This is a genomic window from Duganella sp. Leaf126, assembly GCF_001423125.1.
In the GTDB taxonomy this organism is placed as follows: Bacteria; Pseudomonadota; Gammaproteobacteria; order Burkholderiales; family Burkholderiaceae_D; genus Rugamonas.
Genome location: NZ_LMNW01000033.1, coordinates 202,854 through 222,114, shown reverse-complemented (window position 1 = coordinate 222,114; position 19,261 = coordinate 202,854). Strand labels below are relative to the sequence as shown.

Sequence of the window (19,261 nt, the reverse complement as noted above, 5' to 3'; positions counted from 1 at the left end):
ACCGGCGAGGAAAGAGTAGTATTCAAGCGACGACTTTATAAGAGAGACCCGAGACAGCCATGCGCCAGATTATAGTGATGTTCGCCAGTTTGATCTGCCTGCTGGCCGGCCCGGGCTGGGCGCAAGCGCCGGCAGGGACCATTCCCGCGCGCGGCGCGCTGTTCAAGGTGGAGCAGGGCGGCCGCACGCTGTACCTGTTCGGCACCATCCACGTCGGCGCCCAGGACTTCTATCCGCTCGAGCCGCGCCTGGCCGGCGTGCTGAAACAGGCGCCGGTGCTGGCGCTGGAGATCGACCCGCTCGGCGACCAGCAACGGCTGGTCCGCGCCACGCAAAAGTACGGGCTGGCGCTGACGGGCGGCGCGTCGATGGCCTCGCTGTCGCCGGACTGGCGCGCGCGCCTGGACCGGCTGCTCCAGCAATACCGGATTGCGCCCGAATCGGTGACCATGATGCGGCCGTGGATGTTGGCCAGCATGCTGACGGTGAGCGAGTTTGCCGCCCAGGGCTACGATCCGGCCCTGGCGGTGGACAGCTACCTGTCGCGCCAGGCCCACGACCGCGGCCAGAAGGTGGTCGAACTGGAATCGCCCGAAGCGCAGATGTCCTTGTTCGGCAAGCTGTCGGCAGCCGACCAGCTGGTATTCCTGCAGGAGGCGATTGCCGGCATCGAAGACAAGGAGCAGGCCGACCAGTCGCGCGAAATCGCCGACGCCTGGCGCCACGCGGACATCAAGGCGCTCGACGCGCTGGCGCAGAAGTCTGCCGCCGACGACAGTTTTTCGGGACGCTTCGTGCAAAAAGTGCTGCTCGACGGCCGCAACCCGGCACTGGCCGACGCGATGGTGCGGCTGATGGCGCGCGATAACAACAGCGTGGCCGCGATCGGCGTGCTGCACCTGGTCGGCAAAGGCAGCGTGCCGGAACTGCTGCGCAAGCGCGGGCTCAAGGTCGAACGGGTGTACTGACGCGGGGAGGGAACAACAGGGGGGATGGTGCCCTTTACGTGGATTGAACACGTGGCCTCTCCCTTACCAAGGGAGTGCTCTACCACTGAGCTAAAAGGGCAAACAGGTGTGGTGTACCAAATCGACAACGACGCACTGCAAAACCGGCGCGAAGTGCGTCGCCGTTTTTTCAGTGAGACCGGATCATAGTGCCAAATGCCTGTTCGGTCAACACTTCGAGCAATAAAGAGTGCTCGATGCGACCGTCGATGATGTGCACCGTGTTGACGCCCGACTTGGCCGCGTCCAGCGCCGAGGAGATTTTCGGCAGCATGCCGCCCGAGATCGTCCCGTCGGCAAACATCTCGTCGATCTCGCGCGCCGACAGGTCGGTGACCAGGTTGCCCTGCTTGTCCTGCACGCCGGCGATATTGGTCATCATGATCAGCTTTTCGGCTTTCAGGATCTCGGCGATCTTGCCGGCGACGACGTCGGCGTTGATGTTGTAGGCCTGGCCGTCCTGGCCGAAACCGATCGGCGAAATGATGGGGATGAAGGCGTCGTCCTGCAGCGCCTTGACCACGGCCGGGTTGATGGCGTCGATCTCGCCGACGAAACCGATGTCCAGCGTCTGGCCCGGGTTGTCCTTGTCCGGCATGGCCATCTTGCGGGCGCGGATCAGGCCACCGTCCTTGCCGGTCAGGCCCACGGCCTGGCCGCCGTAATGGTTGATCAGCATGACGATGTCCTGCTGGACTTCGCCGCCGAGCACCCATTCCACCACTTCCATGGTCTCTTCGTCGGTGATGCGCATGCCTTGCACGAAGGTGCCCTGCTTGCCGATCTTTTTCAGCGCGTTGTCGATCTGCGGACCGCCGCCATGGACCACGACCGGATTCATGCCGACCAGCTTGAGCAGGATGACGTCGCGCGCGAAGCCGTGCTTGAGGCGTTCATCGGTCATCGCATTGCCGCCGTATTTGATGACGATGGTCTTGCCGTGGTAATTGCGGATGTACGGCAGTGCCTCGGCCAGGATCTGCGCCTTGATCTGCGGGGATACCGCGGTCAAATCGTCATTCATGCCTAAGTTAAGATGAGAAAATTGGGTCATGGCGAGTCCGGTAAAGAAAGTGCAGCAATTTTACAGCCTGCGGCTGCGGTCAAGCACGCATTATAGGGCCATCTGGTGGTATTTTCAGCGTTCCTCGGCCAGTCTGCCCGCAACCCTTATCAAGACATACATGAGTACCTGCACGCGCTGCGGCGCCATTTTTTCCTGTGCCATGGCGGACCCCGCTCCGGCCGCTGCCGGTCCGGCCACGCCGTGCTGGTGCACCTATCTGCCGCCGGCCGTGCCCGTGCCAACATCGGCCGACGCGGTCGGCTGCTGGTGCCCGGCCTGCCTGGAGCGACATCTCGAGGTCTTGAAAGCACCTCGCACACCCTAGCCGTAGCGCGCCGCGCAGCCGGCTTTGCGAGGCTCTTTAGCTGACGGTGCGGAAAAACCTCAGCATCTCGCGGCTGGCGTCCGGTCCGCGCGAATCGGTGTAGCTTCCGTGTTCGCTGCCGCCCGACCAGGCATGGCCGGCGCCGTGCACCACCCAGTGTTCGCCCAGCGGTGCGCCGTCGGCGCCCGTGTGCGTGGTCTGGGTGTAGCGGTAGCCGTTCGGTACCGCGCCCGATTGCACGTCCGGGTCGGCGTCGAGATGGTCGAGCTGCTGGGCGATGACCTGCTCGCCGTTGCGCGGGTTGACGGTGGTGTCGCTGTCGCCGTGGAATACGATGATCGGCCGCGAACCGTTGCCGGCCCTGGGCGCGTTGCTGGCGCCGCGCTTCATGGCCGACAGCGCCGACGGCAGGTCGGTGGCCGAGGCGAACGGCAGGCCCGAATGGACGCCGACCGCTGCAAACAGTTCCGGGTACAGCGTGCCGACGATGACCGCCATCGCGCCGCCGGCCGACAGCCCGGCCACGTACACCTGCTGCGGATTGACCGCGTAGTCGTTGCCGATCTGTTCGGCGATGCCGGCGATGATCGACGGTTCGCCCTGGCCGCGCTGCTGATCGATGGCGTTGAACCAGTTCCAGCACTTGGACTGGTTGGCGCCGGCCGTCTGCTCGGGATAGACCACCAGGCAGCCGGCTTCCTCGGCCACCTGGTTCATCTGCGTGCCGGTGGCGAAATCGTCGGGATTCTGGGTGCAGCCGTGCAGCATCACCAGTAGCGGCATCGGCTGGCCGCGGTAGCTGGACGGGATGAACAGCTTGTAATTGCGGCTGCCGGCGTGGTTGGCGTAACTGCCGCGCTCGAAGCGCGCGCCCGCGGGCAGCGGCGGCGGCGGGGTGGCCGTGCCCGGATGGCGCAAGGTGCCGAGGTCGATGCCGCGCTCGAAACTGGCGGTCAGATCGATCTTGATGCCCATTTTTTCCAGCATGTCCTGCGCGTAGGCAGCCGGATTGATAGCGGGATTCGGCGCTGTCGCTGCCGTTGCCTGTTCAGCTGCCGGCGCCGGTTCCGCCGTTGGCGCCGGCTCGGCGGCCGTCTTGCATATCGGCCTGGCGTCGTCCATCGCTGCCGCGATGGTTTCGGCCTCGGCCTTGGCATTAGCGGGTGTGGCTGCCGACGACGCCGGCGCTTTGGCGGACGTGTAGTCGGGCGCGGGGTTGAGGTCGCGCATGCCGCCCGGCGGCGTGCCGGGCGCCGGACGAGGCGTGTTCATCCGTTGTTCCTGCAGCTTCTGCTGCTGTTGCAACGTGCTTTCCACGGCTTTTTGCAGCATCGCCGTGGCGCCCTTGCGGACCATTTTTTGTGCAGCCTGTCGCATCTGCGACATGAATGGAAGTTTCATGGTGTTCCTTCAGTGGTGGATACGCGGCGCCAGCGCGGTTTTCAGTACCGCGCTCGCATGGAGCGACCCCAGGACAAAAATCGAGTCGATCGTTGCCAGCGCCAGGTCGACCGTGACGTCGCTGGCAATGCTGGCCAATCCCAGTACCTGGATGTGCAGCCGTTCGCCGGCGGCACGCAGGGCTTCGAGGTCGGCACGCGAGTAATGCTGCATGCCGAGCACCAGGCTTTTACGCGCTACCGTCTGCTTGACGACGTCGGCGTGCTGGTTCAACTGATTGCGGATCGCGGTGCGGATCAGGTCGGTCCGGTTCGAATAAAACCCCTCTTGCACCAGCAGGTCGATCTGGCCCAGGTCGATGGGACCGAGGTTGATCGTGATTTTTTCCGAGTCGGCGGTCTTCAGTTTTAATTCTTGCTTAGCCATGAGTCTCCATCTGGTTACCATCTACCTGGATGGTAGTATAGGAGTGCTGTGCGATTAATCAAGTCGATACCAGGCATAATGGCAGCTATGAGTGCGCCAACTAACCCTCTCCAGTTTCCCTCCAACCGGGTCCCGTCACCGTGCGTGAGCTTGTGCAAGATGGATGCCGAACGCCAGTACTGCACGGGTTGCCTGCGCACCCTCGATGAAATCATGGCCTGGTCCACCGCCGACGAGGCATATAAACAGGCAGTGTGGGTGGCAATCGGTCGCCGCAGGGAGACGGTTTCATTTGATGAGGACGGTTTCCAGAAATAGAGCATGGCCCCTAGTTATGGCACGGTCGTACTTTTTTCGATCTATAATTTGCGCAGCATTCCGATCAATCCACTTCGCGAGTTCGCCATGGCCCTGCCTGCAGTGTTGCAACACCTTTCACTTCCCGTCATCGCCTCACCGATGTTCATCGCCAGCGGTCCGGCGCTGGTGGCGGCGCAATGCAAGGCCGGCATCGTCGGCTCCTTCCCGGCGCTCAATGCGCGGCCGGCCGAACTGCTCGATGTCTGGCTGACCGACCTTCAGAAGGAACTGGCCGACTACCAGGCTGCCCACCCCGACCGAAAAGTGGGACCGATCGCGGTCAACCAGATCGTCCACCAGTCGAACGACCGCCTGGCCCACGATGTCGAAGTGTGCGTCAAGCACCGGGTACCGATCATCATTTCGTCGCTGCGCGCGCCGCCCAAGGACATGCTCGATGCCATCCACAGCTATGGCGGCATCGTGCTGCACGATATCGTCTCGATCCGCCACGCGCAAAAGGCGCTGGAAGCGGGTGTCGATGGCCTGATCCTGGTAGCGGCCGGCGCCGGCGGCCATGCGGGCACGCTGTCGCCGTTCGCGCTGGTGGGCGAGGTGCGCAAATTCTTCCAGGGTCCGATTGCCCTGTCCGGCTCGATTGCCACCGGCGACGCCATCCTGGCCGCCCAGGCCATGGGCGCCGATTTTGCCTACATCGGCTCGCGCTGGCTGGCCACGCAGGAATCGAACGTCAGCGACGCGTACCGCGACGCCATCATCGAATCGACTGCAGCCGACGTCATCTATTCCAACCTGTTTACGGGCGTGCACGGCAACTATCTGAAAAAGTCGATCGTCGCCGCCGGCCTCGATCCGGACGCGCTGCCGCAGTCGGACAAGACCAGCATGAATTTCGGCTCCGGCAGCGCCAAGGCCTGGCGCGATATCTGGGGCGCCGGCCAGGGCGTGGGCCTGATGGACGACATCCCCACCACGGCCGAGATGGTGGCGCGCCTGAAGCAGGAATACGACGCCGCCCGCGCCCGCCTGGCGCTGTAACGCTGCTGATGTGTTGCCGGCCTGACCGGCAATGCATCAGCCTGATTAATCCTTGTGCAGCGCTTCCGGGCGGATCGCCCACAGGCCCGGCAGGTTGCGCCAGTAGCCGTACGCATCCATGCCGAAGCCGACGACAAAACGGTTGGGGATGGTCAAGCCGACGATGTCGGCAGCGACCGGCTTGGCCTTGCCGATGGCCTTGTCCGCGAACACGGCCAGGATCACTTCCGCCGCACCCATGTCCAGCAGGCGTTGCTTGACGTGGGCCAGGGTCTCGCCTTCATCGAGGATATCGTCGAGCACGATCACGGTGCGGCCGGCAACGTTGGAGCGCGGCACCACTTTCCAGACCACTTCGCCACCGCGGTCTTCGTCGCCATAGCGGCTGACGTGGATGTAATCGAATTCGAGCGGGAATGTCAGCTGCGGCAGCAAGTTGCCGGTGAAGACCACCGCGCCACCCATCACGCCCAGCACCAGCGGGAACGCTTCGGCTTCGGGATGGTTGTAGCGGGCGTTGAGCTTGTCGGCCATGGCGGTCACCGCCGCATCCACGTCCTGCTTGGTGAACAGCTCCTCGGCGCTTTGCAGCAATGCGCGGGCACGATTATGGTGGAAATCTTGCATGATTTTCTCGGTAACGACAAAGCTCGACATTATCCTTCATCTGGCGCTTTCCTGCGACGAAGTTGGTCTGAGGTAACTTCGGCAACGATGGCGCGCGGCCGGCGTCGCGATCGTGCAAGCGTGGCGCTCGTGACCATGGCGCCATTCGCGGTATCATAGGGCCGACCTTTGCTGCTGCGCCACGGACCCATGCCTATGACGACTTCACCGCCCCCAGCCAAACGCCTGCAGCGCTTGCGCGACGCCATGCGCCAGCATGGTGTGGACGCCGTGCTGGTGCCGTCTGCCGACCCCCACCTGTCGGAATACCTGCCGCCGCGCTGGCAGGGGCGTGCATGGCTGTCGCAGTTTACCGGTTCGGTCGGCACCTTCATCATCACCCACCAGTTTTGCGGCATCTGGACCGATGCCCGTTACTGGACCCAGGCCGAACAGCAGCTGGCCGGCAGCGGCATCGAGCTGATGAAGATCACGTCCGGCGCCAGCGTCCAGTACATCGACTGGCTGGCCGCCCACGTCAAGCCGGGCCAGACGGTCGCGGTCGATGGCGCGGTGCTGGGCCTGTCGATTGCACGCCTGCTGCAGCAGGCGCTCGCTGCCAGGGAAGCCACGCTGCGCTTCGACCTCGACCTGCTCGATGCAGTGTGGCGCGATCGTCCCGGGTTGCCGACCGCCCCCGTGTTTGAACACCTGCCACCGTACGCGTCCAAGAGCCGCAGCGGCAAGCTGGCCGACGTGCGCGCCGCCATGCAGCAGCAGGGCGCCAACCGCCATGTCATCTCCACGCTCGACGACATCGCCTACCTGTTCAACCTGCGCGGCGCCGATGTGCCGTTCAACCCGGTGTTCCTGGCCCACGCGCTGGTCACGCCCACCCGCGCCACGCTGTTCGTGGCCGACGGCAAGATGTCGCCTGAGCTGCGCGAGCAGCTGGCGCAGGAAGCCATCGACGTGGCCCGCTACGACAGCTTGGCCGCCGCCCTTGCCGCGCTGGGGCCGGACACCACGGTGCTGATCGACCCGCGCCGCGTCACCCACGGCACCCGCCAGGCGCTACCGGCCAAGGTCAAGGTGGTGGAGGCGACCAATCCCACCACGCTGGCCAAGGCGCGCAAGAGCGAGGCCGACGCCATCCACGTGCGCGCCGTGATGGAACAGGATGGCGCCGCCCTGTGCGAGTTTTTCAGCTGGCTTGACGCCACGCTGGCCGACCGCGAGCGCCCCGGGGCGGCTGAATTGACCGAGCTGACAATCGACGCCCAGATCACGGCCGCGCGTGCGCGCCGGCCCGGCTTCGTCAGCCCGAGCTTTGCCACCATCGCGGGCTTTCGCGCCAATGGCGCGATCATGCACTACCGCGCCACCGAAGCGCAGCACGCCGTCATCGAGGGCGACGGCCTGCTGCTGATCGACTCGGGCGGCCAGTACCTGGGCGGCACCACCGACATCACGCGCATGGTGGCCGTGGGCGCCATCTCGGCCGAACACAAACGCGATGTCACGCTGGTGCTCAAGGGGTTGATCGCGCTGTCGAGCGCCCACTTCCCGCGCGGCACCCGCGCGCCGATGCTCGACGCCATCGCCAGGGCGCCGCTGTGGGCGGCCGGCATCGACTACGGCCACGGCACCGGCCATGGCGTCGGCTACTTCCTCAATGTGCACGAGGGACCGCAATCGATCTCGCCATCGGCCATGCCGGAGCCGCAGACGGCGATGGAACCGGGCATGATCACCTCGATCGAGCCGGGCCTGTACCGGCCCGGAAAATGGGGGATCCGCCTCGAGAACCTGGTGCTCAACCGCAGCGCCGGGCAGACCGATTTCGGCGACTTCCTGCAGTTCGAAACGCTGACCCTGTGCCCGATCGATACCCGCTGCCTCGCAGTTGCGCTGCTGCGCGACGACGAGCGGCGCTGGCTCAACGACTATCACGCCATGGTGCGCGAACGCCTGTCGCCGCTGGTGACGGGGGCCGCGCTGACCTGGCTTCACCAACGTACGGAGACCCTATGAGCGGACGCGCCACCCGCGCCACCTCGGCGCTGGACCGATTGAAAACCCGCACCGGCAACCCGCGCTATTCGATGGCGCGCACCGGTGCCGGCCACTTCACCCTCAGCGACGGCGCCGGCGAACCGCCGCTGTGCCCACCGCTGGAACTCGACGACTTCGTCGCCTTCGTCAACGGCATTGCGCCGCTGGCGCCCAAGCGCGTCAGCAAGCTCGATATCGCGTTCGAAAAGCAGCTGAAAAAGAAGGCACCGTAAAACGCGTATGCCGGCCAACGAATTCCTGGGCGCCTACTGGTCGCCATCGGAACTGGCGACCAACCTGGTGGTCCTGCTCAATTTGCTGGGCGCGCTGGGCCTGGGGCTGGTGGTCGGCTACGAGCGCTCGTACCATGGCCGCGCAGCGGGCATGCGCACCTATGGCCTGGTGTGCATGGCCTCGGCCGCGCTGACCGTGATCGGCGGCTATCCGGGCCACTGGTTCGGCGGCCACGTTTCGCAATACCTGATCAACTCCGATCCCACCCGCATCGTGCAGGGCATCGTCACCGGCATCGGCTTCCTGGGCGCCGGCGTGATCATGCGCGAAGGCTTCAATATCAGCGGCCTGACCACGGCGGCGTCGATCTGGGCCTCGGCGGTGATCGGCGTGATGGTGGGCGTGGGCTTTTACCTCGGCGCGATCGGCCTGGCCGTGCTGTGCGCCGGCTCCATGGTGCTGCTCACCAGGGTGGAAGCGTGGCTGCCGTCGCGCCACGCGATCGCGATCACGATGCGCTTCAAGGCCGGGTACCGGCCGCAGGAACAGGCGCTGCGCGACATGGCGCGCCAGCGCGGCTACGAAATCGCCGGCGGCTCGCTGATGATCGCCAGCGACGGCGGCATGCAGGAATGGCGCTTCGTCGCGATCGCCTTCAGCAAGCGCAGCGGCGCGCCGATGTCGGTGCTGTCGGCCGAGCTGGCGGACTTCGACGGCATCCACAGTTACCAGCTCTCGCACGCGAGGAATTAACATGACGACCACGATCAACCTGGTGGGCGCCGGCCATGTCGGCCGGGTGCTGGGCCGGCTGCTGGCGCGCCACGGCGGTGTGACGATCGGCCAGGTGCTGACCCGTTCCGAAGCGTCGGCGCGCCAGGCCGTCGATTTCATCGGCGCCGGCCAGCCCATCGTGCACTACGACCAGCTGCAGCCGGCCGACGTGCACCTGCTGGCCGTCGGCGACGACCAGATAGAAGCCGCCTGCGCCGCGCTGGCCGCTGCCGTGCCGCTGGCCGGCAGCATCGTGTGCCACTGCAGCGGCGCGCTGGCGTCGCGCCACCTGCAGGCCGCGCGCGCGGCCGGCGCGCTGGTGGCCAGCGTGCACCCGATCCGCAGCTTTGCCGACCCGGCAGCCGTGGCCGACCATTTCGCCGGCACCTTCTGCGGGGTGGAGGGCGATGCCGGTGCGCTGGCCGTGCTGACCCCGGCCCTGACGGCGCTCGGTGCGCAGCCGGTGACCATCGATCCCGACGCCAAGACCGTCTATCACGCAGCGGCCGTGTTTGCCAGCAATTACCTGGTGACCGTGCTCGACGCCGCGCTGCGCGCCTACCAGGCCGCCGGCGTGCCCGAACACGTGGCGCGCCAGATCGCGCAGCCGCTGGCCACCGAATCGCTGGCCAATGTGTTCCGGCTCGGTCCGGCTGCTGCGCTCAGCGGCCCGGTCGCGCGCGGCGACATGGCCACCGTGGCGCGCCAGCGGCAGGCGGTCTCGGCCTGGGATGCGGCCACCGGCGCGCTGTACCGGGACCTGGTGGCGCCCACTGCCGTACTGGCGCAAAAAAAGCCGCGCTGACGCCCGGCTGTTGCAGTTGAAATGCCACGAATTGACAAATAAGCGCCTGGAATCTGCCAGATTGATCGACAAATGCCTTGATAAGCAATAAGCTTGTTTCTCAGAATGTTTTTTATAAGAAATTAGGCAGTTCACGAATATGCCGAGCTGGCGTCAATTGTATAGGGGTAGACCATGTTATTTTTGAAAAGCACCACCGTGACGAAAGCGCCCGGCATTTACGATGTCGACGTTGCCGCCAAACCGCCAGGCAAGACCTTCGGCGTGTTCATCGCCACCGATCCCGACCATCCGCCGACTGCCGTGCTGGAAAAACTGGCCGAACTGGGCTTCAAAAATACCTATAGTGGCGGCTATACCCACAAGGACCGCGGCAAGGTGCTGGACCTGCACTTCCAGAAAGATGGCACCGATCTGTTCCAGGGCTGGAAGGCGGAAGAGCTGGAAGCGAACATGGCCGCCATCAACGAATTGTTCTCCGGTATCGGCATCACCATCACCCCGCGCGTCATGTCCCTGGCCGAAGCCTACGCATAAAGCACCTCGACATCGGGCTGCGCGGCCCGCTAGCGCTGCGCGCTGTGCAACGCACCTCCCTGTATCATGGCGGCATGGACCTGTTCGACCCTGATGACCGCGCCGCCGACGCCCTGACGCCGATCCCGATCGAGGATGGCTACCTGGCGTTTCAGCAGCGCCTGGCGCTGGATCTGTCGCCCGAAGCCGTGTTTCGCCGCCTGCGCGAGGAGACCGACTGGCGCGCCGAACAGATCCAGGTGTGGGGCAAGCTGCACATGCAGCCGCGCCTGTCGGCCTGGCATGGCGAAGCGCGCTACCGCTATTCCGGCAAGACCTTCGACCCGCAGCCGTTTACGCCGCTGCAGCTGCACATCAAGCAGGCGGTCGAACGGGCCACCGGTTACCGCTACAACAGCGTCCTGCTCAATTACTATCGCGACGAGCGCGACAGCATGGGTTTCCACGCCGACGACGAACGCGAGCTGGGGTCCGAGCCGGCCATCGCGTCGGTGAGCTTCGGCGCCGCCCGTACCTTCATCCTCAAGCACCGCACCGTGCCCCGGACCATCAAACTGGCGCTGGGCGACGGCTGCCTGCTGCTGATGGCAGGCGCCCTGCAACAGCACTGGACCCACGGCATCAACAAGCAGCGCACGCCGCTGGGGCCGCGCATCAATCTGACCTTCCGCCTGATCGTCTGACGGCGCGCGACGGGCGGTGATCCCTTAAGTCTCGCTTAAGTTTGGTTTGAACACGCATCGGCAGATGTTCGTTCGGCTCACATCTCGTTACACTTATTACTAATTCGGTCGTGACGGGTGCCGCATCCGGTGATATCTTGAACACATCGCGATTCATCACCGACCGAATTGCGGTCCCAAGCAAGTCAAACCACTTTTGCTGAAAGATCGACATCATGAAAAAAATTATCCTCGCAGTTGTTGCTTCTGCCGCCGCCCTGGCTGGTACTTCCGCTTATGCCGATGACGCAGGCACCGGTTACATCGGCGCCGGCGTGGTCGGCAGCAAATACGAATTCAACGCCCCGAATGCGGTCAGCGCCGAAAACCACAGCGGCTACAAGGCTGGCGGCAAGATCTACGGCGGCTACAACATCGACCAGACCTGGGCGGTGGAAGGCGGTTACACCGACTTCGGCAAGAAAGGCTATAACTACACGGCCGGCGGCGCCGATGGCAGCGTGCGCAGCAAGGCCCACTCGTACTACCTGGCCGGTAAAGGCACCTGGCCGGTGAACCAGCAGATCGCCCTGTTCGGCAAGCTCGGTGCAGCCCGCAACAGCAACGAAGTCGACACGTCCGGCATCGCTGCCGTGAACGGCGACAAGAACAAGACCGCCCTGTACGCTGCGGTGGGCGCCGAGTACGCTGTGAACAACAACGTCAAGGTCTCGCTGGAATATGAAAACTACGGCAAGAACGACATCGACACCGGCCGCAAGAGCGGTGCCGTGACGGCCGGCCTGCGTTACGCCTTCTAAGCAAGCGCTGCAGCTAGCGCCAAGTAAAAAAGCCACCGGGTGATCCGGTGGCTTTTTTTTTTGCGTTCCCTTATGCGGTGAGCGGCTTGTAGCGGATCCGCTTGGGCTTGGCGCCTTCTTCACCGAGGCGCTTTTTCTTGTCCGCTTCGTATTCCTGGTAGTTACCGTCGAAGAAGGTCACCTGCGAGTTGCCTTCGAAGGCCAGGATGTGGGTGGCGATGCGGTCCAGGAACCAGCGGTCGTGCGAGATCACCATCACCGAACCGGCAAACTCGAGCAGCGCATCTTCCAGCGCGCGCAGGGTTTCCACGTCGAGATCGTTCGACGGTTCATCGAGCAGCAGCACGTTGCCGCCCTTGAGCAGGGTCTTGGCCAGGTGCAGACGGCCGCGTTCGCCGCCGGACAGGTTGCCGACGATCTTCTGCTGGTCGCCGCCCTTGAAGTTGAAGCGGCCCAGGTAGGCGCGCGACGGCATTTCGAAGCGGCCCACGCTGAGGATGTCGGCGCCGCCGGACACGTCTTCGAACACGGTCTTGTTGTTGCCCAGGTCGTCGCGGCTCTGGTCCACCAGCGACACGCGCGCGGTCTGGCCGATCACGACTTCGCCGCTGTCGGGCTGGTCGATACCGGCGATCATCTTGAACAGCGTCGATTTACCGGCGCCGTTGGGGCCGATGATGCCGACGATGGCGCCGGGCGGTACCGTGAATGACAGGTTGTCGATCAGCAGGCGGTCGCCGAACGCTTTCGAGACATTCTTGAATTCGATCACTTCGTTACCGAGGCGCTCGGCCACCGGAATAAAGATTTCCTGGGTCTCGTTGCGCTTCTGGTATTCGTGTTCGCTCAGCTCGTTGAAGCGGGCCAGGCGGGCCTTGGACTTGGCCTGACGCGCCTTCGGATTCTGGCGCGACCATTCGAGTTCCTTCTGCAGCGCCTTCTGGCGCGCCGATTCGGTCGCTTCTTCCTGCTTCAGGCGCGCCTGCTTCTGGTCCAGCCACGACGAGTAATTGCCCTTCCATGGGATGCCATGGCCACGGTCCAGTTCCAGGATCCATTCGGCGGCGTTGTCGAGGAAGTAGCGGTCGTGGGTGATGCCGACCACGGTGCCGGGGAAGCGCAGCAGGAACTGCTCGAGCCACTCGACCGATTCGGCGTCGAGGTGGTTGGTCGGTTCGTCGAGCAGCAGCATGTCCGGTTTGGACAGCAGCAGCTTGCACAGCGCCACGCGGCGTTTTTCACCGCCGGACAGCACGCCGATCTTGGCGTCCCAGGGCGGCAGGCGCAGCGCGTCGGCTGCCATTTCCAGTTGCAGGTTCAGGTTGCCGCCATCGGACGAGGCGATGATCGCTTCCAGGCGGCCCTGCTCGGCAGCGAGGGCGTCGAAGTCGGCGTCTTCCTCGGCATACGCCGCGTACACGGCGTCGAGCTTGGCTTGCGCGTCAAACACTTCACCGAGGCCCGATTCCACTTCCTGGCGCACGGTTTTTTCCGGATCGAGCTGCGGTTCCTGCGGCAGATAGCCGATGTTCAGACCCGGCATCGGGCGCGCTTCGCCCTGGATGTCGGTATCGATGCCTGCCATAATTTTGAGCAGGGTGGACTTGCCGGAGCCGTTCAGGCCCAGCACGCCGATTTTTGCGCCCGGGAAGAAGGAAAGCGAAATGTCCTTGAGGATCTGGCGTTTTGGCGGGACGATTTTGCCCACGCGGTTCATGGTATAGACGTAATTGGCCATTCAATGTCTCGGTGAAATGATTGGGTGAAAATCCGGGGAAGGACGACAGGATACGACAAAACCCGTGCTGCGCCCACTATCGGCTCACAATGCCGCGCGCCGGGCGAGGCTGTTGCGCCGGCTGACCCACAGCCCTTCGGCCACGTACAGCACCAGCGCGGTCCAGATGATGGCAAAGCCGATCAGCCGCGCCTGCGGGAACGCTTCGTGGAACACCCACACGCCCAGCAGCGCCTGCAGGCTCGGCGACAGGTATTGCAGCAAGCCCAGCGCCGACATCGAAATCTTGCGCGCGCCGGCCGCGAACAGCAGCAGCGGCACCGCCGTGATCGGGCCGGCAGCCGCCAGCAGCCAGCGCGTGGCGCCGGTCTCGCTGTTCATGAAGGTATTCTGGCCGTGCACGGTCAGCCAGCCGATGTAACCGAGCGCCAGCGGGAACAGCAGCATGGTCTCGAGCGACAGGCCTTCCAGCGCAGCCAGGGCGGCGGTCTTGCGCAGCAGGCCGTAGCAGGCGAACGAGATGCCCAGCACCAGCGCAATCCACGGCAGCTCGCCGGCCGACCAGGTCAGCCAGGCCACGCCGCACGCGGCCAGGCCGATGGCGATCCACTGTCCCCGGCGCAAGGTCTCTTTCAGCACCAGCATGCCCAGCATCACATTGATCAGCGGATTGATGAAGTAGCCGAGGCTGGCGTCGAGCACGTGGCCGTTATTGACCGACCAGATGTAGACGAACCAGTTGGACGACAGCAGCAGGGCGCTGGCCACAAAGGTCAGCAGCACGCGCGGCTGGCGCACCACTTGCGGCAACCATTTCCATTGCTGGCGCACGGTCAGCACGATGACCAGGAATAACAGCGACCACAGCATGCGGTGGCCGAGGATTTCCAGCGGCGGTACCTCGTGGATGGCGTGGAAGTAGAGCGGGAAAATGCCCCACAGGATAAAGGCGGCGGCGGCGTAGAGGATTCCTGGATTCATGGTGCGGGGCGGCGTAACACGTGGTCGGTTTGACATTATGACCGATCCGGGCGTTGCTTGCCGGCCTCATCTGCCGTCGCCATGGCGAGACGGGCGCACTTGCGGCGCGCGGCGGCGTACACTGGCGCTATTGACGAACTGGAACGACTGAGAACCCTTTGGAAGCGAACCGGATGCCCTCTCTCACGCCAAAATCCCCTTGCGTTTTGTCGGACCTTGTCCTACTGTGCAATGCACCAAAACAACAGCAGGTGCAATCTTGACCGAGCAACACAAGAAAAGCAGCGTTGCCGCGCTGACCATGGCCGCCATCGGCATCGTCTACGGCGACATCGGTACCAGTCCCCTCTACACCCTCAAGACCATCTTCGATCCCGACCACGGCCTGGTGCTCAACGAGGCCAACCTGCTGGGCATCATTTCCCTGATTTTCTGGGGCCTGACGATGATCGTCTCGCTCAAGTACGTGACGCTGGTGCTGCGCGCCGACAACCGCGGCGAGGGCGGCATCATGGCGCTGATGGCGCTGGCGCTGAACTCGGTCAACAAGGCGGCGCCGCGCTGGCACTATCCGCTGCTGATGCTGGGCGTGATCGGCGCCACCATGTTCTACGGCGACAGCGTGATCACGCCGGCCATCTCGGTGCTGGGCGCGATCGAAGGCCTGGAAGTGGCTGCGCCCGGCCTCGAACAATACATCGTGCCGCTGACCATCATCGTGCTGGTGTCGCTGTACGCGCTGCAGCACCTGGGCACGGCCGGCATCGGCCGCTGGTTCGGCCCCATCATGCTGCTGTGGTTTACCGCGCTGGCCGTGATGGGCCTGATCAACATCGTGGCCGCGCCGCAAATCCTGTATGCACTGAACCCCGTGCACGCGTTCCACTTCATGCTGGAAAACCGCATGATCGCGTTCGTGGCGCTGGGCGCCGTGGTGCTGGCGTTTACCGGCGCCGAGGCGCTGTATGCCGACATGGGCCACTTCGGCAAGCATCCGATCCGCGTGGCCTGGTTCCTGATCGTGTTCCCGGCGCTGGCGCTCAATTACCTGGGGCAGGGCGCGCTGCTGCTCACGCACCCGGACACGGTCTCGAATCCGTTCTTCAACCAGCTCGGCGCCTGGAGCGTGTACCCGCTGGTGGTGCTGTCCACGGCGGCGGCGGTGATCGCCTCGCAGGCGACCATTTCCGGCACCTTCTCGATGACCAAGCAGGCCATCGCGCTGGGCCTGCTGCCGCGCATGCGCATCAACCACACGTCCGCCAGCGAGATCGGCCAGATCTACATCCCGGCCGTGAACTGGCTGCAACTGGTGGTGGTGCTGATGGCGGTGATCGGTTTCGGGTCATCCGACAAGCTGGCCGGCGCCTACGGCATCGCCGTCACCGCCACCATGCTGGCCACCACCGTGCTGACCTTCTTCGTGATCCGCTACCGCTGGCACCTGCCGCTGTGGCTGTGCCTGATGGCCACGGGCTTTTTCATCACCATCGACGTGCTGCTGTTCTCGGCCAGCACGCTCAAGCTGCTGCACGGCGGCTGGTTCCCGCTGCTCCTGGCCATCGTGCTGTTTACCGTGATGATGACCTGGAAGCGCGGCCGCGAACTGGTGTTCTCGAACTTGCAGAAGCACGCGATTCCGCTCGAGGAATTCATGGCCTCGCTGTTCGTGGCGCCGCCCACCCGCGTGTACGGCACCGCCATCTTCCTGCGCGGCGAAAGCGACGGCGTGCCGCACGCGTTGCTGCACAACCTGTCGCACAACAAGGTGCTGCACGAGCGGGTGGTGTTCTTCACCGTCCACATCATCGAGGAGCCGTATGTGCCGGTGGACGAACAGGTCAAGGTGACCGATCTCGGCCACCAGTGCTACCAGGTCAATGTGTATTACGGCTTCAAGGACGAGCCGGACGTACCGAAAGTGCTGCAGCAGTGCGAGTGCCTGGGCCTGCCGTTCGAGATGATGGAAACGTCGTTCTTCATCGCCCGCCAGACCGTGATCTCGGCGCCGGACAAGGGCATGGCGCCATGGCGCGAGCACCTGTTCGTCACCATGTCGCGCAATGCGCGCGGCGCGGCCGACTACTACCAGATCCCGCCCAACCGCGTGATCGAGCTCGGTACCCAGGTCGAGATCTAGCCGCCAAAAAAATGTAACCGAATGTTGTGGTCCGGGCACCGGGTGCCCGGTCTGCTACACTGCTGCTCCTGAAAAGCTGCAAAGCTGCCAAGGAATACGAACTTCTCTGCAAAGGTAACCATGAAATCGATGTTGAAATTGATCGCTGCGGCTGTCATCGGCGCAGCAGTGCTGACCGCGTGCGGCGGCAATTACAAGCCGCCTGCTGCGGTGGTGGTGGCGCAGCCCGACTACAAGCAGACCGATACGTTGATCGGTACCGGCGCCACGGCCAAGCTGGGCACGACGGTGACGATCTACGATCCCGATGACGCTGCCGATAAATCGATTCCGGACAGCCAAAAGAATATCCTGAACCGGTACATGATCGACTCGCAGCTGGTGACCGTCAATTACACGGGCTACCTGTACGACAGCACCAAGCCGGACGGCAAGGGCGCCGTGGTGGAAACCTCGGCTCCGGGCGAATCGATGTTCCCCGGTTTCCCGATGCAGCCGTTTACGCTGGGTGCGGGCAAACCGCTGGCCAATACCACTGCCCTGATCGGCTTCGACCAGGCCGTGGTCGGCATGCAGGTCGGCGGCAAACGCACGGTCGTGCTGCCAGCCAGCCTGGCGTATGGCGCAACGGCGATTGCCGCCCGCACCGCGACCGGTAATCCGCAAAAATCCTTCCCGGCCGTGCCGGCCAACTCGCCGCTGGTGTACGACATCGAACTGGTGGCCGTGACCATGCTGCCCAACATCATTCCCGCGACGCCGCCTGCGGTAGTGACCGATCTGGTGGCGCCGGTCGTGGGCACGGGCGCTGCGCCCGTGGCAGGCAAGTATGCGCGTGTGTACTACACCGGTTATTTCTACGACGGTACCGTTGCCAGCCGCATCGGCAAGCAATTCGACACCAATGTGCCGGTCACCGCACCGACCCCGCCGGCCGTGGCGCCGACGTTGTCGTTCCTGGTGGACGCCTCGCCGCTGGAAGTGATCAAGGGCTTCAACGATGCGGTCAAAGGCATGCAGGTCGGTGGCAAACGCACCGTGATTATTCCGAGCAAGTTCGCCTACGGCAAAACCGGCTCCGCGACCATTCCGGCCGACAGTACCCTGGTATTTACCATCGAACTGGTCAGTGTGGGCGATACCAAGAACTGATGGTGTCGTGATGCAAAAAAACCGGTGGCAGCGATGCCGCCGGTTTTTTTTTAGCGCGACGCGAGCGCAGCAGGGCGCAGCATGTCGATATGCATGATGCCGTCCTCGTCATACGGCGCGCTGACGGTGACAAAGCCATAGCCGCCGTAGAATTTTTCCAGGTGGGCCTGGGCGCCGATGCGGCAGGCGTGGCCCGGGTGCAGCGCGTCGATCAGCGGCATGGCGCGGTCGAGCAGGGCGCGCCCGATGCCGGTGCCGCGCGCAGCCTGGGTCGTGAGCACGCGGCCGATCGACATTTCGTCGTACTTGAGCCCGGGCGGCAGCACCCGCAAGCTCGCCTGCAGCACGCGCTGACCATCGACCTCGCGCCACGCCATCAGGTGGTGACAATCGGGATCGAGGCCATCGATGTCGGGATACAAACAGGTCTGCTCGAGCACGAACACCTGCTGCCGCTGGCGCAGCACCTCGTACCAGTCACGCCGGGCGATCTCGTCAAACGCCAACCACTGCCATTCAATCATATGCATCTCATCAAAAACTTCGGGGTCAGGCGCTGACCCCGAAAGGGCTTAGACCAGGGTCAGCGTGACGTCGATGTTGCCGCGGGTGGCGTTCGAGTACGGGCAGACGATGTGGGCGGCGTCGACCAGTTTCTGGGCGGTGTCGCGGTCCATGCCGGGCAGCGAGATTTTCAGTTCCACTTCGATGCCGAAGCCGGTCGGAATCGGGCCGATGCCGACATTGCCTTCGATCGAAACGTCGGCCGGAATGGCGATCTTGTCGCGGCCGCCGACGAATTTCATGGCGCCCAGGAAGCAAGCCGAGTAGCCGGCGGCAAACAGTTGCTCAGGATTGGTGCCTGCGGCACCGGCGCCGCCCAGTTCTTTCGGGGTAGTCAGCTTGACGTCGAGCGCGCCGTCCGACGACAGGGCTTTGCCTTCACGGCCGCCGGTGGCGGTAGCGGTGGCGCGGTAGAGAACTTTTTCGATCGACATGATGTTTTCCTTTCAATGACTACGATGAGTGAGGGGAACAACTTTTCAATTCTACTGCGGTGTTCCGTGTTGACGCCGGTTTTGCACATTGCGTGGCGCCCATGTGATCCACTATACATAGCACACGATCTAATCGCAAGCTATATTTGTAAGGAATTGTGACCGTTGCTGCAT

General features: G+C 64.0%; 21 protein-coding genes and 1 tRNA gene. 13 read left to right on the top strand and 9 right to left on the bottom strand.

Annotated features, from left to right (window positions below):
- The first annotated feature begins 59 nt into the window (after positions 1–59).
- The gene (locus ASF61_RS19000; protein ID WP_056159512.1) at positions 60–968 is read left to right on the top strand and encodes a TraB/GumN family protein; all 909 of its coding nucleotides are present in this window, start codon (positions 60–62) and stop codon (positions 966–968) included.
- A 25-nt stretch (positions 969–993) separates the two neighbouring features.
- Here the strand turns inward: ASF61_RS19000 and ASF61_RS18995 are convergent.
- Together ASF61_RS18995 and argB are read right to left on the bottom strand one after the other, a co-directional pair.
- Positions 994–1,068 (bottom strand) — tRNA-Thr (locus ASF61_RS18995).
- 69 nt (positions 1,069–1,137) lie between these two features.
- Positions 1,138–2,031, bottom strand: a complete 894-nt coding sequence (gene argB, locus ASF61_RS18990) for an acetylglutamate kinase (protein ID WP_026637672.1) — start codon at positions 2,029–2,031, stop codon at positions 1,138–1,140.
- A 28-nt stretch (positions 2,032–2,059) separates the two neighbouring features.
- On the opposite strand from argB, the gene ASF61_RS24470 reads away from it, so the two are divergent.
- Positions 2,060–2,398, top strand: coding sequence for a cysteine-rich CWC family protein (locus ASF61_RS24470; protein ID WP_307156110.1), 339 nt, complete (start codon positions 2,060–2,062; stop codon positions 2,396–2,398).
- A gap of 36 nt (positions 2,399–2,434) precedes the next feature.
- Here ASF61_RS24470 and ASF61_RS18985 read toward each other — a convergent pair whose 3' ends face one another.
- Together ASF61_RS18985 and ASF61_RS18980 are read right to left on the bottom strand one after the other, a co-directional pair.
- Positions 2,435–3,799: a PHB depolymerase family esterase gene (locus ASF61_RS18985; RefSeq protein ID WP_229205928.1), complete on the bottom strand. Its 1,365-nt coding sequence runs from the start codon at positions 3,797–3,799 to the stop codon at positions 2,435–2,437.
- A 9-nt stretch (positions 3,800–3,808) separates the two neighbouring features.
- On the bottom strand, positions 3,809–4,225 hold the full coding sequence (locus ASF61_RS18980) for a hypothetical protein (protein ID WP_056159509.1): 417 nt from the start codon (positions 4,223–4,225) through the stop codon (positions 3,809–3,811).
- 78 nt (positions 4,226–4,303) lie between these two features.
- On the opposite strand from ASF61_RS18980, the gene ASF61_RS18975 reads away from it, so the two are divergent.
- Both ASF61_RS18975 and ASF61_RS18970 read left to right on the top strand, forming a co-directional pair.
- Positions 4,304–4,543, top strand: a complete 240-nt coding sequence (locus ASF61_RS18975) for a DUF1289 domain-containing protein (RefSeq protein WP_307156106.1) — start codon at positions 4,304–4,306, stop codon at positions 4,541–4,543.
- Between the two features lie 87 nt (positions 4,544–4,630).
- The gene (locus ASF61_RS18970; protein WP_056159711.1) at positions 4,631–5,584 is read left to right on the top strand and encodes a nitronate monooxygenase family protein; all 954 of its coding nucleotides are present in this window, start codon (positions 4,631–4,633) and stop codon (positions 5,582–5,584) included.
- A gap of 45 nt (positions 5,585–5,629) precedes the next feature.
- Here ASF61_RS18970 and ASF61_RS18965 read toward each other — a convergent pair whose 3' ends face one another.
- Complete coding sequence (locus ASF61_RS18965; RefSeq protein WP_056159708.1) at positions 5,630–6,211, bottom strand: hypoxanthine-guanine phosphoribosyltransferase; 582 nt, start codon at positions 6,209–6,211, stop codon at positions 5,630–5,632.
- Positions 6,212–6,400: 189 nt separating this feature from the next.
- Here ASF61_RS18965 and ASF61_RS18960 point away from each other — a divergent pair, with 189 nt between their 5' ends.
- The 7 genes from ASF61_RS18960 to ASF61_RS18930 all read left to right on the top strand — a co-directional run bounded on the left by ASF61_RS18960 (position 6,401) and on the right by ASF61_RS18930 (position 12,078).
- A complete protein-coding gene (locus ASF61_RS18960) occupies positions 6,401–8,224 on the top strand; it encodes an aminopeptidase P family protein (protein WP_056159704.1) in 1,824 nt (607 codons plus the stop codon).
- A complete protein-coding gene (locus tag ASF61_RS18955; protein WP_056159506.1) occupies positions 8,221–8,478 on the top strand; it encodes a hypothetical protein in 258 nt (85 codons plus the stop codon). The genes ASF61_RS18960 and ASF61_RS18955 overlap by 4 nt, the downstream gene beginning before the upstream one ends.
- 7 nt (positions 8,479–8,485) lie before the next feature.
- Complete coding sequence (locus ASF61_RS18950; protein WP_056159503.1) at positions 8,486–9,232, top strand: MgtC/SapB family protein; 747 nt, start codon at positions 8,486–8,488, stop codon at positions 9,230–9,232.
- Position 9,233: 1 nt separating this feature from the next.
- Complete coding sequence (locus ASF61_RS18945; protein ID WP_056159500.1) at positions 9,234–10,058, top strand: Rossmann-like and DUF2520 domain-containing protein; 825 nt, start codon at positions 9,234–9,236, stop codon at positions 10,056–10,058.
- 174 nt (positions 10,059–10,232) lie between these two features.
- Entirely contained in the window at positions 10,233–10,595 is a 363-nt protein-coding gene (locus ASF61_RS18940; protein WP_056159497.1) for a hypothetical protein, read from the top strand.
- Between the two features lie 44 nt (positions 10,596–10,639).
- Entirely contained in the window at positions 10,640–11,278 is a 639-nt protein-coding gene (locus tag ASF61_RS18935) for an alpha-ketoglutarate-dependent dioxygenase AlkB (protein ID WP_373994564.1), read from the top strand.
- A 215-nt stretch (positions 11,279–11,493) separates the two neighbouring features.
- Positions 11,494–12,078, top strand: coding sequence for an outer membrane beta-barrel protein (locus ASF61_RS18930; RefSeq protein WP_056159491.1), 585 nt, complete (start codon positions 11,494–11,496; stop codon positions 12,076–12,078).
- Between the two features lie 70 nt (positions 12,079–12,148).
- On the opposite strand, the gene ettA is transcribed toward ASF61_RS18930, so the two are convergent.
- Positions 12,149–13,816, bottom strand: coding sequence for an energy-dependent translational throttle protein EttA (gene ettA, locus ASF61_RS18925; RefSeq protein WP_056159488.1), 1,668 nt, complete (start codon positions 13,814–13,816; stop codon positions 12,149–12,151).
- An 84-nt stretch (positions 13,817–13,900) separates the two neighbouring features.
- On the bottom strand, positions 13,901–14,797 hold the full coding sequence (gene rarD, locus ASF61_RS18920; protein ID WP_056159485.1) for an EamA family transporter RarD: 897 nt from the start codon (positions 14,795–14,797) through the stop codon (positions 13,901–13,903).
- 259 nt (positions 14,798–15,056) lie between these two features.
- Here rarD and ASF61_RS18915 point away from each other — a divergent pair, with 259 nt between their 5' ends.
- Both ASF61_RS18915 and ASF61_RS18910 read left to right on the top strand, forming a co-directional pair.
- Entirely contained in the window at positions 15,057–16,937 is a 1,881-nt protein-coding gene (locus tag ASF61_RS18915) for a potassium transporter Kup (protein WP_056159482.1), read from the top strand.
- A 129-nt stretch (positions 16,938–17,066) separates the two neighbouring features.
- Positions 17,067–18,089 (top strand): FKBP-type peptidyl-prolyl cis-trans isomerase, encoded by a 1,023-nt coding sequence (locus ASF61_RS18910; RefSeq protein WP_162242013.1) that lies wholly within the window; start codon positions 17,067–17,069, stop codon positions 18,087–18,089.
- A 50-nt stretch (positions 18,090–18,139) separates the two neighbouring features.
- On the opposite strand, the gene ASF61_RS18905 is transcribed toward ASF61_RS18910, so the two are convergent.
- Positions 18,140–18,613 carry a GNAT family N-acetyltransferase gene (locus ASF61_RS18905; protein ID WP_056159476.1) on the bottom strand — a complete coding sequence of 158 codons (474 nt, stop codon included), beginning with the start codon at positions 18,611–18,613 and terminating at the stop codon, positions 18,140–18,142.
- Between the two features lie 48 nt (positions 18,614–18,661).
- Positions 18,662–19,087 (bottom strand): organic hydroperoxide resistance protein, encoded by a 426-nt coding sequence (locus ASF61_RS18900; protein ID WP_056159473.1) that lies wholly within the window; start codon positions 19,085–19,087, stop codon positions 18,662–18,664.
- Between the last annotated feature and the right edge of the window lie 174 nt (positions 19,088–19,261).

Bases quoted from the DNA above. Each gene is read 5' to 3' on its own strand.
- ASF61_RS18965 (WP_056159708.1), bottom strand. From the start codon at position 6,211: ATGCAAGATTTCCACCATAATCGTGCCCGCGCATTGCTGCAAAGCGCC.
- ASF61_RS18960 (WP_056159704.1), top strand. From the start codon at position 6,401: ATGCCTATGACGACTTCACCGCCCCCAGCCAAACGCCTGCAGCGCTTG.
- rarD (WP_056159485.1), bottom strand. From the start codon at position 14,797: ATGAATCCAGGAATCCTCTACGCCGCCGCCGCCTTTATCCTGTGGGGC.
- ettA (WP_056159488.1), bottom strand. From the start codon at position 13,816: ATGGCCAATTACGTCTATACCATGAACCGCGTGGGCAAAATCGTCCCG.
- ASF61_RS18955 (WP_056159506.1), top strand. From the start codon at position 8,221: ATGAGCGGACGCGCCACCCGCGCCACCTCGGCGCTGGACCGATTGAAA.
- ASF61_RS18985 (WP_229205928.1), bottom strand. From the start codon at position 3,799: ATGAAACTTCCATTCATGTCGCAGATGCGACAGGCTGCACAAAAAATG.
- ASF61_RS18950 (WP_056159503.1), top strand. From the start codon at position 8,486: ATGCCGGCCAACGAATTCCTGGGCGCCTACTGGTCGCCATCGGAACTG.
- ASF61_RS18980 (WP_056159509.1), bottom strand. From the start codon at position 4,225: ATGGCTAAGCAAGAATTAAAACTGAAGACCGCCGACTCGGAAAAAATC.
- ASF61_RS24470 (WP_307156110.1), top strand. From the start codon at position 2,060: ATGGCGAGTCCGGTAAAGAAAGTGCAGCAATTTTACAGCCTGCGGCTG.
- ASF61_RS18910 (WP_162242013.1), top strand. From the start codon at position 17,067: ATGTTGAAATTGATCGCTGCGGCTGTCATCGGCGCAGCAGTGCTGACC.
- ASF61_RS18940 (WP_056159497.1), top strand. From the start codon at position 10,233: ATGTTATTTTTGAAAAGCACCACCGTGACGAAAGCGCCCGGCATTTAC.
- argB (WP_026637672.1), bottom strand. From the start codon at position 2,031: ATGAATGACGATTTGACCGCGGTATCCCCGCAGATCAAGGCGCAGATC.
- ASF61_RS18975 (WP_307156106.1), top strand. From the start codon at position 4,304: ATGGCAGCTATGAGTGCGCCAACTAACCCTCTCCAGTTTCCCTCCAAC.
- ASF61_RS18970 (WP_056159711.1), top strand. From the start codon at position 4,631: ATGGCCCTGCCTGCAGTGTTGCAACACCTTTCACTTCCCGTCATCGCC.
- ASF61_RS18930 (WP_056159491.1), top strand. From the start codon at position 11,494: ATGAAAAAAATTATCCTCGCAGTTGTTGCTTCTGCCGCCGCCCTGGCT.
- ASF61_RS19000 (WP_056159512.1), top strand. From the start codon at position 60: ATGCGCCAGATTATAGTGATGTTCGCCAGTTTGATCTGCCTGCTGGCC.
- ASF61_RS18900 (WP_056159473.1), bottom strand. From the start codon at position 19,087: ATGTCGATCGAAAAAGTTCTCTACCGCGCCACCGCTACCGCCACCGGC.
- ASF61_RS18905 (WP_056159476.1), bottom strand. From the start codon at position 18,613: ATGATTGAATGGCAGTGGTTGGCGTTTGACGAGATCGCCCGGCGTGAC.
- ASF61_RS18945 (WP_056159500.1), top strand. From the start codon at position 9,234: ATGACGACCACGATCAACCTGGTGGGCGCCGGCCATGTCGGCCGGGTG.